Origin of the sequence: Metabacillus rhizosphaerae (assembly GCF_037201795.1) — a bacterium.
Lineage (GTDB): Bacteria > Bacillota > Bacilli > Bacillales > Bacillaceae > Metabacillus > Metabacillus rhizosphaerae.
The window spans coordinates 1,189,870-1,203,322 of sequence record NZ_CP147403.1; the positions used below are offsets into that span (position 1 = coordinate 1,189,870).

Genomic DNA, 13,453 nt, shown 5'->3' on the forward strand with positions numbered 1-13,453 from the left:
GATTGTCGTGAAAGAAGGTGAGGTAATGAAAAAACCACTTCTTTTTGTTATGCTGTCTTTTATTCTCCTGTTGTCAGCTTGTGGGAGTGGAGGCCAGGGCTCAACAAGTGGGTCAATTTTTAAAGATGGAATTGCTGAATTTATTAGTACGAATTATATCTTTCAAGATGCTGTGAAGAGTCAAGCGAGGTCTGAAGACATTTCGGAAATTTATCTTGCTGAAGATAAATCCATCGATGAGGTTGCTAAGGAATTACAAGCGCATGAAAAGCCAAAAGAAGTCAGTGAGAAAAAAGACAACAAACAGGTCCTCATCTATCAGGATTCGTTCGTAATCTTAACAAATGATGAAAATAACTCCCAAAATACAATGGTTGAAATTACTACACACAACTTTGTTCGTGACAATTACAATCCAGACTTTTTTGACGGGTTATTTGTCCTTTGGCTTCTAGATGATATATTAGATGTCGATGATTGGGGAAAGAAACAACGAAATAAGTGTACATCAAACAATGAAGATTGTTACCGAGGCTATGGTACATCTGGTGGATACTATAAAGGTTCAGGCGGAACTTCTTCGACTGTCAGAGGTGGAACATCTTCTGTTCGAGGCGGCGGACCTGGTTCTGGAAAATAAACAAGAAGGGAAGATATAATATGGAGCCATTTATCTTAACGGCTGTTTACTTTGTTGTAGCAATTGCAATCGTATTAATTGGTTTAACAATATTTGAATTTATGACAAAGAAATATAAAGACTGGGATGAGGTTTTAAATGGTAATCACGCTGTGTCCCTTTCTATTGGAGGTAAGATCATTGGAATTTGTATTATTCTAGCATTCTCAATTTATCACAGCGCTAGTGTTTTAGACACGATTATTTGGGGTGCATTTGGGATTCTACTTCAAATGATCGCCTACTTATTATTTGAGCTCTTTACAAGAAAATTTTCTGTCGAAGAACAACTTCAAAAAGGGAATATATCTGTAGGGATTATTAGTATGTGTGTATCAATTGGATTAGCATTTGTTATTGGAGCATCCATTACGTAAAGATTTTTAACAAGGAGACCATTGTGTGATTGAACATCCTATAAAACAAAGCAAAGCCATTTATTGGGCGTCAGGAATTGTATCTGTATGTGGAATTATATTTGAAGTATTATTTGGTGCAGCTGGCTCCTATTTACTTGGTGATGGTGTAAAACAATACACCCTCACCATTTCTCTTTTTTTAACTGGTATGGGAATTGGCGCCTCCATTAGTGAAAAGGTAACGAAAAATTTGATTTTGTCCTTTGTCTGGATCGAATATTTAATCGGGATCATTGCTGGCTTCTCAACATTTTTACTATTTGGGGTTTCAGCCTTTCTAAGTGAAGGTATGGATGGCTTCTTTCTTTACTTTATTACCTTGGTTGTTGGTGCTCTAACAGGTGTAGAGTTGCCAATTTTAATCAGGAAAGCAAATGAGATTGGCGTCACAGTGAAAAAAAGTACGGCAAGAGTGCTGTTTTCAGATTATGCTGGCGGATTAATTGGTGGACTTCTCTTTGTCTATCTATTAAGGCCTGAATTTGGTCTCGTCAAAACAGCGTTTTTAGTAGCGATTATAAATGTTGGTGTTGCGTTATGGATTTTAGTTTATTTTAAACGTGAAATCAGAACCTTTAAACGCCATTTTGTCGCTGGAATTGTGATTTTCCTTCTGCTTATCGTTGGTGTGCTTTTTGGTGAAGAAACAGCCTTTACATTTGAACAAAAGTTGTACAGAGATCCAATTATTTATACAGAGCAAACAGATTATCAGCAAATTATTTTAACAAAGGAACAGGGTGATTTACGGTTATTTCTTGATGGGCAGCTGCAATTTAGTTCAAGTGATGAATACCGCTATCATGAAGCACTCGTCCATCCAGCAATGGCTACTGCTGAGAGAAAAGAAAACATTCTCATCCTCGGCGGTGGAGACGGTTTAGCACTTAGGGAATTGCAAAAATATGATGAAGTCAAATCAATGACACTCGTTGATTTAGACCCAAAAGTCGTTGAGATCGGCAAAACAAATCGAGATGTTGTAACCCTAAATGAGCATTCATATGAGGATGAACGTGTACAGGTGATTAACCAGGATGCCTTCCAGTTTCTAAAAAACAAGCAAACCTTTTATGATGTCATACTTGTTGATTTACCTGACCCAAATAATGAGTCATTAAACAAGCTGTATACGCTTGAATTTTATCAACTTTTACGAAATCATCTCACCCCAGGCGGATCGATTATGATTCAAGCGACAAGTCCAACCTTTGCAACCGAGGTATATTGGTCGATTAACCAAACAGTCCAAGCAGCAAATCTACATACTGAGAATTTACATGTCGATGTTCCGAGCTTTGGTGATTGGGGTTTTGTCTTAGCGAAAAGAGAAGCAGTTAAACTTGAAGAAGCTGACATTACAGTTGAGACGAAGTTTTTAACCAAAGAGGTACTTAGTGGGCTTACAACGTTTGGAAAAGATATTGATAAAGAGATACTTGATGAAAAGGGAAATCCGGTCCCTCTTGAAACCAATACGTTAACAAGGCCGACAATTATTGAGAAATATGAGAAGGCATGGAAGAGTTATTGATTAGGTGTCTTTATTAATAAAAAGGGAAGTAACTGTCTAACTTTAAACTTGAGTTAGACAGTTATTTTTTTGTATTCTCGAAGTTTGTTCAGACGGATTTCGTGTATTATGTTTGGGTGGGGTATTTCTACACCTAACCATCTGTTGCTTTTGTCTAGGTTACTAATTAGTATCGGCACCTTTATACTATACGTGATTCGACTAATAACCAGTTGTCAAAACTTAATCAAAATATTTTCAATTATCGACAAATTTCGGGTGGTGACAGGCACGCAACATGCTAAAATGAATACACCATAGGAATATATCTACAAAGGGGAACAGTAAAGTAATGACATATGAAATGAAAGTACTGAATGGACTTTTCCGACCAGGCACTAGTCTTTATCAATTACAAAGAGCAGAAGCAATGACAGGTGTTATTCCTAAATTGTTATTGCTTTATCTATTAGCGTTAATTAGTTTTGCGGTAAGTACATATTTTGGAATTGGAGCAGAGACATACTCGGGGACCATTACGGACCAAACCAAAGCGGAGTTTGAAGCAGGGAAGCTGTTATTGTTCGGTGGGAAACTTGCTTCAAGCGTTTTGTATACCACGCTTTTTATTTGGTTGGGTGCACTTTTTTTCTGGATCATGCTTGAAATCTCTTACATTAAAGCAGTGATTGTTCAGATGTTTGTGTTTACCGTTCACTTATTTGAACAGGCAATCACAGTTCCAATTCTTGTATTCTTTGATTTAAATCAAGTAAGTAATCCCTTTTCATTTGGGGTCATTAGCCAGTATTTGTTCAAAAATGAGTTTTGGCAGCATTTTTTCGGGGCAATTACTCTATTTCACTTTCTAGCAATCTCAGTTCTTTTCTATTACTTGAAAAATCTTTCTGATAAAAATAAGTATGGTACGCTCACTGTCATTGTTTTATTTTATCTGATGATCTGGATGTTAACAGCATTGATGGCGTATGTAGAGGTACCCGTTATCGTGAGGAGGGTGCTGTGATGAAAAAGTGGATTATCATTTCGTTAACAGCTGTTTCATTAGGGTTTATTGCCTTAAACGGGTATTTAATTGTAAAAAAGGATAGCAAGGTTCAGCATACCGTTTACGTTGAAGATTGGGCACGTGTTGCAAAAGACGATGTTGTCGAAACATTTGATACAGAGGGCGTTATGATGCCTCAAGAAGAGTATAAAATTTACTTTCATGAAGCAGATAAAGAATTTCAACGTTTCCTTGTCAAAGAAGGAGATGTCGTAACGGCAGGAACACCATTATTTGAGTATATCACTCCTGAACTCGATAAGCTGAGGGAAACACTTGAAGCTGAAAAGCTGCAGGCTGAGGGAGAAATAACAGGTATTGACGATTACATTAGCACATTACTAGATTATCAAGCTAGCATCCCTGATCCTTCCTCTGAAGTACAAGAGGTTGCTGCACTTGGACTTGAAGAAGGCTTAAAAATTGAGGTTGATAAACATGCATCCTCCGAGATGATTATTAGTGCAATTGATCAAGAAATCTATAAACAAGAGCTCGAAAAAAGTAAGCTTGAAGAAGAAGTGTACAAGTATGATAGTCAATTAAGCACGATCGATGAACAAAGCGGCACAGCGATGATCGTAAGTGAAACAGATGGGATTGTCAAAGAAGTTAATGAAAAGCTCGGTAACCCAGTCATAACCATTGTTTCCGATGCCCTTTCTGTAGAAGGATTGCTTACAGAATCCCAATTTAAAAAAGCTGAAACGGGCATGAAGTTTTCCGCTGATATTAATGGAGAGAAAAAGCAGCTTGAAGGAACACTTGCGAAAATCAATCCTTATCCAGCAAAAGAGCCAGAAGTCAATAAAGACAATCACTACCAATTTGAAGGGAATCTTACCGAACAATCTGAAACACTCGCCATAGGCTCAAATGCAACTGTTTCAGTTGTGACAGCGGAGGCAATCGGTGTCTTAACAGTTCCTGAAAAGGCGATTCAAAAGGGCGAAAAACCTTATGTCTATCAATTAAATGGAAATGGTCTCATCACAAAAAAAACGGTACAAACTGGGTTAGGCTTTAATGGAATCAAAGAAGTTACCAATGGTGTTGAAGTGAAAGAAATCATGATGGTATCTCCAGAAAAGGTACCAAAAAACAATGCTCATTTTGTTACCGAAATGAAACCTACACGAATAAAAAAGGCTGCTTTTAAAGAGTTCTCAACGCGTGATAAGTGGGAAGCATTTTTAATTGGGTTGATTGAGAAATAAGGGCTTTTTAAGCAGGATTATCATGGGTATATACTAAGGATAAGTGCAGTTTATTAACGGGTTCTGTGCCCTATCAAAATAGTAATAATGTAAACAAAAATGACTATCAAATTGTAAACTAATTTGATAGTCATTTTATTATTGATAGATCAGATTTTTTTCAGAATTAGTGCTTAAATGTGTACAAGAAAATGGATAGTATTTTGCAGGGGTAGAATGACTGTTGTACCTAAAGTAACGTGGTGGATTGTTGAATAAGTTCAGTTGTTGTCATGATATATTTAAAATATAAGATGAGAATATAATCGAAGCTACCATCTCATTTATCGGTGATATCTTTCATGAAAATTTAGACATAAAACCAAAAAGATTTATACTTCGTTGTTTGTTTGAATAGGAGTAAATTCATGATAAAAATAGATCAAAAATAATAATGTATAAGGTAGAATTTATGAATACTATTTCATTTGTCAACAAATGAAAATTAACACCATCGACTAACAGCTGGATATATACCTAATTTTTCTAAGAATATTTTTTGAAAAAAGCATCTTGAAGAATAAAAAAAGTATGTTTAAAGGATACTAATGTATAAATTATACCTTGTGAGGTTCTTATGATTAGTAAAAGAAAAGTTTTATCATTTTGTACATTAGTTATCCCTTGGTTAACTACACCATTGCTAGGGAAAAATTCATTTGTTCGCTTTCTTCCAGTCGCAACTTTTATTGGTTATACCTTTAGTTTTTTAAGCGAAATAGCTGATAGACGTAAGTGGTGGAAAGTGAAAAATGCTTTATTTCCAAACTATCGTTTAGATTTCTCTTACCTTTTAGGCTTATTTTTCATAACAACTATTTGGGTGTTTAAATTAACATACGGTAGCTTTATAAAGTACTTAACATTAAATATGGTACTCGATTATCTTCTTGCATTCCCTATCGTAAAATTTTTCACTAAAGTAGGAGTATTCAAATTCAAGAAAATTCAACCTAAACATTTTTACATATTGTCAGTTGTAACAGCAATCGTTATTTATTTTTATCAACTATTAGTGGAACGAACTATTATTAAAGAGGTAAATAAATATTAAAAGAAGTGTTTGGGTTAAAAATAGAACCAAGCATAATTAAAGAATAGTCCTTGTTTCACTAACGGGGCATTTAGTTGAGTAAAGGGTTTTGCTGCAACTCTTTTTTTATTGGTGAGTGGAACAAGAGAGATTATATTCCATCTCTCTTTATTGTCGTATTTGAAGAAAATTGCGACATGAGTAATTGTTTATATTTCATCTAATCATGGTGGGGTAAAATTATCTTCTTATAATTTTTAAGTGAATAGGTAATAAGAAAGAAAAAGCGATTATAAAAACAATGAGAGAAAAAGCCGTATTCCATCCTTTGTATTTCATGTATCCAAAATAAATCATTCCGGTATCAATCATAAATGATAATACAGTGAAAAGGATAGTTAATCTCCATTTATTTTCTTTAGTAAAGTAATTTAGAAATAAAATGGCAATAGATGTTGGTATAAACGTATACGAGAGTATATCTCCAATTCCAGTCCGAATAGGATCACCTAAATCTATTAGATCAAATGCCCTAGCGATAATGGAATCGCTTATCCAAGTACCAAGTCCTACGATACCAAAAGTAATATACATTTCTTTCCAAGAAATGTTTTTCTTTGGAATTAATAATGCTGTTATTGCTAATAAAATACTCACTGTAAGGGGGAACCAAAGACCTTTTGCCCCTAAGTTTAAATTATGTATAAATTTATCCAAAGGTATTCTCCTTTTGTGGACATAATCACCAAATCTGTCATAAGAAAAATATATTTTTTTAGTTGTTGTTAGATATCTTTGCTCAAGAGGTATCGTATTATTCAATTGAAAAGTGTCGCAGTTCGCACAAATTGTTGAACTGATTCAGCCTTGTTCAACTGAAGGAGCAGGTTAGCAGAATAAGTGAAAATAAGTTATATGTTAAAATAAGTAAAATGGTTTTATTTAGGGGGAGAAGAATTGGACAAAGATAAATTAGAGCTTATTAAGGTTGGAAGTTTAGCAGTAATAGCCATTAGCTTAGCTGTAATTGCTTGGAGAATGGGGAAAGTAGTTAGTTATTTATTTGATATAGCAATGAAGTAAGACTGGAATGTAGATTGTGAAAACCTATACTTAAACTATAGGGTGCATTACTTCAAGTAGGGGTAATGCATTTTCTTATAGCACTATTGTAGCAGGATAGTTCATTAAAATTAAGGAAAGAATATGAAAAAAAGGCATATTTGAAAAAAGGAGAGCTATGTTGAACGAGGAAAAATATATAGATTTAATAAAGAAACAATATGAAAACGTCGACAAGGCAAATACTGAAATTTTCAATTTATGGTATGAGAATAGTTTCTTAGGATGGGAATGGTGGGTAAATCTCTTATTAACCTTTTTACCTTGGATAATATGGTTAAAAATTCGACCAAAAGATAGTGCAGATAGGTTACTATATATCGGATTTTTAGTAATGATTATTACTTGCGGTCTTGATTTTATTGGGATTGCATTAGGTTTGTGGGTTTATATACATAAACTTGTACCAATCATACCAACATTTGCACCGTATGATTTTTCTATTTTACCAGTTATTGTAATGTTGCTACTCCAATATAAACCACACGTTTCACCATATATTAAAGCCTTTCTTTTTGCTATTATAGGTTCATTTATTGGCGAACCATTTTTTAAATGGATTGATTTCTATGAAGAAATAAAATGGAATTCTTTTTTCTCATTTCCAATCTATTTTCTGATTTTTCTTATTGCATATTATGTGAGTAAAAGAAATGGCTTTTCTCCTTTTAATAATACTAAAGGAAAATGAACACCTTCATTACTGAACTAAACCAGCTAATAGTTTGTCAACATTTTTCACATGATATACTAAAGGTGCTCACGCCAAATAACCTTCCTCTATACTGAAATTGGAAGGTTTTGTTGTATTTAGTTAGATATAGTTATTAAGCTATATCCTGGAAGGTAGTTCTGCTTTTTAGTAAGGCGTAAATCCAATGTAAGAGCTTATTAACACATGCAATAACTGCTACTCTGAAGGGTTTTCCTTCTGCACGTTTCTTATCGTAAAACTCTCTTAAATCTTTTATTACGTGCAATTATCTCATCAGTCATTTTCTTCTTAAGAGAATCACGAATGCCACTTTGAACAGCCAGATGGCCACAGCCGGCTTGAACTTTCGCGATTTCTCACCCCACCTACTATATCAGATCACCGGGGTGCTCCTGTAAACGCCCTCGGTTATCTACTTGAAGAAGCTCAGTTAAAATAGGACTGGGGTATGTATTTTCACAATCAAAAAGCACCGAAAAAACGGTGCCAATGTCATATGAATTTTACTATACACTATCAGCTACAAATACTCGTTTTGCTATAGGTAACGGAACCCGTTAGCTACAGACACTTCTCCCTAGTAATGGTGTGCTTTAAATTCTACGGGCAAACAATCTTAACAACAGTACCTTCCTCACTCGACTCAATCGACCATGTCAATCCCATTTCTTTCACCATAAGATCAACAATTGTAAGGCCAATCCCTGCACCTTGTTTCTCACTTTTTTCCTTAAATCCATTTCCCTTGTCCTGAATAAGGAGCTGCCCGCCATTCCCTTGTTTGCTTAAGGTAATGCCGACATACCTTCCTTCAGCTGCATGACGAATGATATTTTGCAGGAGATTTTCGATTAATCGTTCCATCCATTGTGGATCAATTGTCCAATAGATTGGCTCTTGATGTGTGTTGATGTCAATTGCAAATTGTTGCTGTTCCAATACTGGATACCATTGTGCAGCTATTTTTCGGATTAATCGGTTAAGGTCCGTTTGTTCTGGATGATACGGATACTTCCCTGCTGATAAAAGTGTGTATGAGAACAAGTTATCAATCAGAGCACTAAGATAATCGATTTTCTGATCAACTGATTTAAGAGCTTCATTTCCCTTGATTGACTTTACTTCTTCCTTCACAATCGAAAGCTGCGCACGAATCGTTGTAAGCGGTGTGCGGAGATCGTGGGATAAATTTGCGATCAGGTCCTTTCTAAGTGTTTCTGCCTCTTGTTCCCGTTTACGACTGTGTTCTAATTCGGTAATCATTTGATTAAAGCTTTTTTCAAGCTCCCCGATTTCATCGATTTTTGAGATGACAACTGTATGGGGGATGCCAAGTTCACTTCTATCCTGCATAGCATTTGTTAAACGGAGTAATCGTTTATGGATGCCTTTAAAAAACAGCCAGGATAGGAAAATAAATAAAAAGAGGATGAAAATGACAATAATCATATAAAGATAGCTATAATGATCACTTAACCTTTGAATTGGCGGTTCTAGTAGGGTGCGATCGACTTGGATGACCATAAACCCATTGGTAGAATCACCGCCGAGAAATGCGACAACAGTAAACGGATCTGCATCAAAATGCTGCTTCATAAATTGAATCGTGTAAGAGGGTGTCCATTTGTCAGGAAGCTCACCCTCGTAATTATATGTTTCACGCGTTTTTCCTGAGCGGTCGACCCAGAACATTTGCGATTCAGGATACTTTTTGTGTAGTTCTTGAAGGTGTTGGTTTATGGTTGTATCAGATTGATCAGCTAGTTGTTTCGCTTCCTCATGCCACAATTCTTCTAGCTGACTAAAGCCTTCGAAGGTGCTCTTTTGATCATCCATTGCAATTTGTGGGACAAATACAAGCATTGAAACAAATGGAACTGAAAATGGAATAATCAAAACTGCGATGAAAATGATCATTAAATATTTAACCTGTAAGGATTTCACCCATTTCATGATTTCACCCGATAACCGATTCCGCGAATTGTTTCAATAATCTCTGGCTGTGAGGGGTTTATTTCTAGCTTTTCTCTTAAAAACCGAATATGAACCATTAAGGTTTTATCACCTTCGATATAGGGTTCCTCCCAGACACCTTCATAGAGCTGTTCCTTTGTTAAAATTTGATTGAGATGTCTAATGAAGTATGTAAAAATTTGATGCTGTTTGCCAGTTAAGATGATCTCTTCTCCGCTAGTTGTATTGATAATGATATTGCTTGCTAGATCGATCTCTAAATGCTTTAGCTGTTTTTTTGCTGGTGAGCTGCGATCAAACCTCCGCAATAAAATTTCAACCCGTTTCGCAAGCTCCTCTGGATGAAACGGCTTTGTAACATAATCATCCGCAAATTCGAGTCCTTCTAGTTTATCCTCAAGCGATGACCTTGCAGATAGCATGATAATTGGGAGCTCAGCGCTTCCTTTTTTAATTCTTCTCCCAAGTGAAAATCCATCTAACCCAGGAAGCATCACATCTAAAATAACAAGATCAAATTTATCAAAGCTTGCTGGCAAATTGATACCAGAGGTTAGCCAGGTAACATCGAATCCTTTTGAAGTTAAGTCATTTTGAACCCATTGGCCGATTTCTTTGTCGTCTTCTATGTATAGGATGTTCATTTTTGATCCCTCCCTATCTATTTACTATCTTACAACGGGATGGTGCCTGTCACCACCCGAAATTTGGAGAATTTTGGGTTTTGTGTATCTGTGTATTGTGTGAAATATTCTTTTCCCTGAACGCTCTCAACTAAATGTAGCTTTAACAGAATTTTTGTAGAATAATCTATGGCGATATTTGTCTAGAGAAGATTTGAAGGGGAGATAAACTAAAAAGTTAGTGAATAATTCTTTGGGAATAATGATAGTTTTAATTTTTATAGGTATTTAATCACGATTTATAGGAGTGATTAAAAGGTTGTTGCAAAAAAACAACATGAATAAATAGTCTAAAATAATAATATCCCCTTATTCCAACAATATGTGACTGAATTCTCTTCGACGAAAGTACTATTCCAATAAAACGAATAAGGACTTTTACTTCATTTTCACGTTTTGAAAAGGAGTATTTATTTCGTGGGACGAAATGGTTTAGTCAGGAAACATAAACGTACAAATAAAGGGGAGATTGGGTTGAAGAAGGGGAAAGCAATAAAAACCGCTATGGCAATGGCACTAGGGCTAAGCACATTTGCGCTAGGGGCATTTTCACCTGCGCAGAAGGTAGCCGCTGAAACAGCATTAAAAGAAGTGACGGCACCGACTCTCGGTGTAACCGCTGATTTAGGTATGGCCAATGATGAGAGATTAATCGAAATGCTTAAAAAGCAAGGGAAGATTTCTAAAAATGCTACTCAAGCTCAAGCAGATAAGGCCTTGAAAGAGTATCTTAAAGGGAAAAATAAAGTAGGTTCAGCTAAAGATAAACTACCAAAGCCAATTGAGAAGCTTGAAGGTTCTGATGAGTCCACTAATCAAGGCTTAAAAAATGGCAATGGCAACAAGCTTGGACAAGCAAAGAAAAATAAGGTTGATTCTGTTGTAGAAGAAAATTACACAGGAGCTGTTCGTGAGGATAAGGTTCTTGTGCTTGCGATAGATTTTCCTGACTATAAGCAAGGTTCGATAACAAAGGAAGAAACAGATATGTTTTATGAGGATTATCCACTTGAGCACTTCCAGAAAATGATCTTTGGTGAAGATGGCTATGAAGGTCCAAATGGAGAAAGCCTTGTCTCAATGAAGCAGTACTATGAAAAGCAATCAGGTGAGAGCTATACCGTTGAAGGGCAGGTAGCTGGCTGGTATACGGCTGAACATCCTGCAAGCTATTATGGAGGGAATGATCCTGCGCCTGACGGCAATGATGCACGCCCGCGTGAATTAGTTTATGAAGCACTGAAAAAAGCATCAGCAGATCCTAATGTTAATTTAACAGAATACGACCAATGGGATCGCGATGATTATGATGGTGATGGTGTGTATGCTGAGCCAGACGGGATTATTGATCATTTAATGGTGATTCATGCAGGTGTTGGTGAAGAGGCTGGGGGCGGCAAGCTTGCTGGTGATGCAATTTGGTCCCATCGTTCTAAGTTAAGTACGGGTCCTGTTGCGGTTCCAAATGCAACGTCTAATAGTGACCGCTTCGGTGGTTTGTTAGGTGCTTGGGATTATACAATTGAACCAGAAGATGGCGCAGCTGGTGTGTTCGCGCATGAATATGGCCATGATTTAGGCCTTCCAGATGAATATGACACAATCTATAGTGGTGCAGGTGAGCCTGTTGAATACTGGTCGATTATGTCAGCGGGCAGCTGGGCAGGGAAAATTCCTGGAACAGAACCAACTGGTTTTAGTCCATATGCAAAAGAATTTCTACAGGCAGCACATGGTGGTAACTGGTTAACGGGAACAACAATAAATGGTGCCGATGTAACAAGTGAAGGGACAACAATCTTATTAGATGAAGCTGTTACAAAGGGAACAAATCAAGATGCAGTAAGAGTAAATCTTCCTGATAAAAAAACGATTGTAAACACGCCAGCTAGTGGGCAGTTTGAGTATTTTAGTGGTAGTGGTGATGAGCTGGATCATTCGATGACCACTTCTGTTGATTTAACCAGTGCGACAAGTGCTGAACTTACATTTAAAGCGTGGTATGACATTGAGGCAGATTGGGATTATGCATCTGTTCAAGTAAAAGAGGCAGGTGCTAGTGAATGGACGGCTATTTCTGGAAACATCACAACGACTGAAAATCCAAATGAACAAAATCCAGGGCATGGGATTACAGGGAATTCGAATGGGTGGGTCGATGCTAACTTTGATCTTTCCGCTTATAAAGGGAAAACTATTGAAGTGAAATTTAACTATTGGACAGACGTAGCGGTGGCGATGCCTGGCTTCTATGTTGATGATATTGTGATAAAGGCTGATGGTAATACGCTAGTAAATGATAATGCTGAAGGAGATTCTGCCTTTACATTTGCAGGCTTTAAGAAGGATGAAGGAACGTTCTCTTCTGAAAACTACTATTTATTGGAATGGAGATCACATAATGATGTGGATGCTGGCTTAGCACATATCCGCCGTGGTGCTAGCCTAATGAGCTTTGATCCAGGCTTAGTCGTTTGGTATGTCGACAATTCCTATGATAATAACTGGACAGGTATTCATCCAGGAGAGGGTTTTCTAGGTCTTGTTGATGCTGATCAGCATACGAACTATTGGAGTGACGGTACAGTTGCTTCGGCTCGTTACCAATTAAATGATGCGGCATTTAGCCTTGATAAATCTAGTAAAATGTTCTTAGATTACTCAAGCATCAATGGCTTAACATTAAAGGATAACTTTACCCAGCGCAATCCGTTATTTGATGATAGTGCCGACTACAGCAACAAAGGACTTGTCGATGCTGGACGAAATGTACCAAATACAGGATTGAAGTTCCGTGTTGTTGGAGAGAGTGAAGATGGTACGGTTGGGAAGGTGATGATTTTTAAATAAGCTCTTAGCTTGAAGATATCTTTATATGAAAATATTTTTAGAGGGGTTGGACCATATTGCCTGAGTCCAGCCCTTTTCTAATGGTGTTTTTGGTGGAAACATCCAATATGGTTTTTAATTGTAAAATCTCCCTCTCTCCA

At 36.6% G+C, this 13,453-nt stretch carries 12 protein-coding genes and 2 pseudogenes; 10 read left to right on the forward strand and 4 right to left on the reverse strand.

The features are described from left to right. Positions 1-25: 25 nt before the first annotated feature. The 6 genes from WCV66_RS05675 to WCV66_RS05700 all read left to right on the forward strand — a co-directional run bounded on the left by WCV66_RS05675 (position 26) and on the right by WCV66_RS05700 (position 5,990). Positions 26-640 (forward strand): DUF4247 domain-containing protein, encoded by a 615-nt coding sequence (locus WCV66_RS05675; protein ID WP_338788225.1) that lies wholly within the window; start codon positions 26-28, stop codon positions 638-640. Between the two features lie 20 nt (positions 641-660). Next, positions 661-1,056, forward strand: coding sequence for a DUF350 domain-containing protein (locus WCV66_RS05680; RefSeq protein WP_338788227.1), 396 nt, complete (start codon positions 661-663; stop codon positions 1,054-1,056). A 25-nt stretch (positions 1,057-1,081) separates the two neighbouring features. Continuing rightward, positions 1,082-2,632: a polyamine aminopropyltransferase gene (locus tag WCV66_RS05685; protein WP_338788228.1), complete on the forward strand. Its 1,551-nt coding sequence runs from the start codon at positions 1,082-1,084 to the stop codon at positions 2,630-2,632. Positions 2,633-2,963: 331 nt separating this feature from the next. After that, positions 2,964-3,638 (forward strand): hypothetical protein, encoded by a 675-nt coding sequence (locus WCV66_RS05690; RefSeq protein ID WP_338788230.1) that lies wholly within the window; start codon positions 2,964-2,966, stop codon positions 3,636-3,638. Continuing rightward, positions 3,638-4,897 carry an efflux RND transporter periplasmic adaptor subunit gene (locus WCV66_RS05695; RefSeq protein WP_338788231.1) on the forward strand — a complete coding sequence of 420 codons (1,260 nt, stop codon included), beginning with the start codon at positions 3,638-3,640 and terminating at the stop codon, positions 4,895-4,897. The genes WCV66_RS05690 and WCV66_RS05695 overlap by 1 nt, the downstream gene beginning before the upstream one ends. Before the next feature lie 616 nt (positions 4,898-5,513). Beyond that, positions 5,514-5,990, forward strand: coding sequence for a hypothetical protein (locus WCV66_RS05700; protein ID WP_338788232.1), 477 nt, complete (start codon positions 5,514-5,516; stop codon positions 5,988-5,990). A gap of 219 nt (positions 5,991-6,209) precedes the next feature. On the opposite strand, the gene WCV66_RS05705 is transcribed toward WCV66_RS05700, so the two are convergent. Beyond that, the gene (locus tag WCV66_RS05705; protein WP_066329428.1) at positions 6,210-6,686 is read right to left on the reverse strand and encodes a hypothetical protein; all 477 of its coding nucleotides are present in this window, start codon (positions 6,684-6,686) and stop codon (positions 6,210-6,212) included. 240 nt (positions 6,687-6,926) lie between these two features. Between WCV66_RS05705 and WCV66_RS05710 the strand changes: the two genes are divergently transcribed. Continuing rightward, positions 6,927-7,052, forward strand: a complete 126-nt coding sequence (locus WCV66_RS05710; protein WP_338788233.1) for a hypothetical protein — start codon at positions 6,927-6,929, stop codon at positions 7,050-7,052. 160 nt (positions 7,053-7,212) lie between these two features. Continuing rightward, the gene (locus WCV66_RS05715; protein ID WP_338788234.1) at positions 7,213-7,782 is read left to right on the forward strand and encodes a CBO0543 family protein; all 570 of its coding nucleotides are present in this window, start codon (positions 7,213-7,215) and stop codon (positions 7,780-7,782) included. A gap of 136 nt (positions 7,783-7,918) precedes the next feature. Here WCV66_RS05715 and WCV66_RS05720 read toward each other — a convergent pair. Beyond that, a pseudogene (locus tag WCV66_RS05720) lies at positions 7,919-8,132 on the reverse strand (IS110 family transposase); the annotation flags it as partial. Here WCV66_RS05720 and WCV66_RS05725 point away from each other — a divergent pair. Next, positions 8,126-8,221 (forward strand): annotated as a pseudogene (locus WCV66_RS05725) (VOC family protein); the annotation flags it as partial. The pseudogenes WCV66_RS05720 and WCV66_RS05725 sit on opposite strands and share 7 nt — an antisense overlap. A gap of 185 nt (positions 8,222-8,406) precedes the next feature. Here WCV66_RS05725 and WCV66_RS05730 read toward each other — a convergent pair. Further along, complete coding sequence (locus WCV66_RS05730) at positions 8,407-9,759, reverse strand: HAMP domain-containing sensor histidine kinase (protein WP_338788235.1); 1,353 nt, start codon at positions 9,757-9,759, stop codon at positions 8,407-8,409. Beyond that, positions 9,756-10,424, reverse strand: coding sequence for a response regulator transcription factor (locus WCV66_RS05735; RefSeq protein WP_338788236.1), 669 nt, complete (start codon positions 10,422-10,424; stop codon positions 9,756-9,758). Before WCV66_RS05735 ends, WCV66_RS05730 begins: the two co-directional genes overlap by 4 nt. A gap of 513 nt (positions 10,425-10,937) precedes the next feature. On the opposite strand from WCV66_RS05735, the gene WCV66_RS05740 reads away from it, so the two are divergent. Continuing rightward, complete coding sequence (locus tag WCV66_RS05740) at positions 10,938-13,313, forward strand: immune inhibitor A domain-containing protein (RefSeq protein WP_413789659.1); 2,376 nt, start codon at positions 10,938-10,940, stop codon at positions 13,311-13,313. Positions 13,314-13,453 lie beyond the last annotated feature (140 nt).

Coding starts and splice junctions, on each gene's coding strand:
- WCV66_RS05675 (WP_338788225.1), top strand. CDS start 26: ATGAAAAAACCACTTCTTTTTGTTATGCTGTCTTTTATTCTCCTGTTG.
- WCV66_RS05680 (WP_338788227.1), top strand. CDS start 661: ATGGAGCCATTTATCTTAACGGCTGTTTACTTTGTTGTAGCAATTGCA.
- WCV66_RS05690 (WP_338788230.1), top strand. CDS start 2,964: ATGACATATGAAATGAAAGTACTGAATGGACTTTTCCGACCAGGCACT.
- WCV66_RS05695 (WP_338788231.1), top strand. CDS start 3,638: ATGAAAAAGTGGATTATCATTTCGTTAACAGCTGTTTCATTAGGGTTT.
- WCV66_RS05700 (WP_338788232.1), top strand. CDS start 5,514: ATGATTAGTAAAAGAAAAGTTTTATCATTTTGTACATTAGTTATCCCT.
- WCV66_RS05730 (WP_338788235.1), bottom strand. CDS start 9,759: ATGAAATGGGTGAAATCCTTACAGGTTAAATATTTAATGATCATTTTC.
- WCV66_RS05735 (WP_338788236.1), bottom strand. CDS start 10,424: ATGAACATCCTATACATAGAAGACGACAAAGAAATCGGCCAATGGGTT.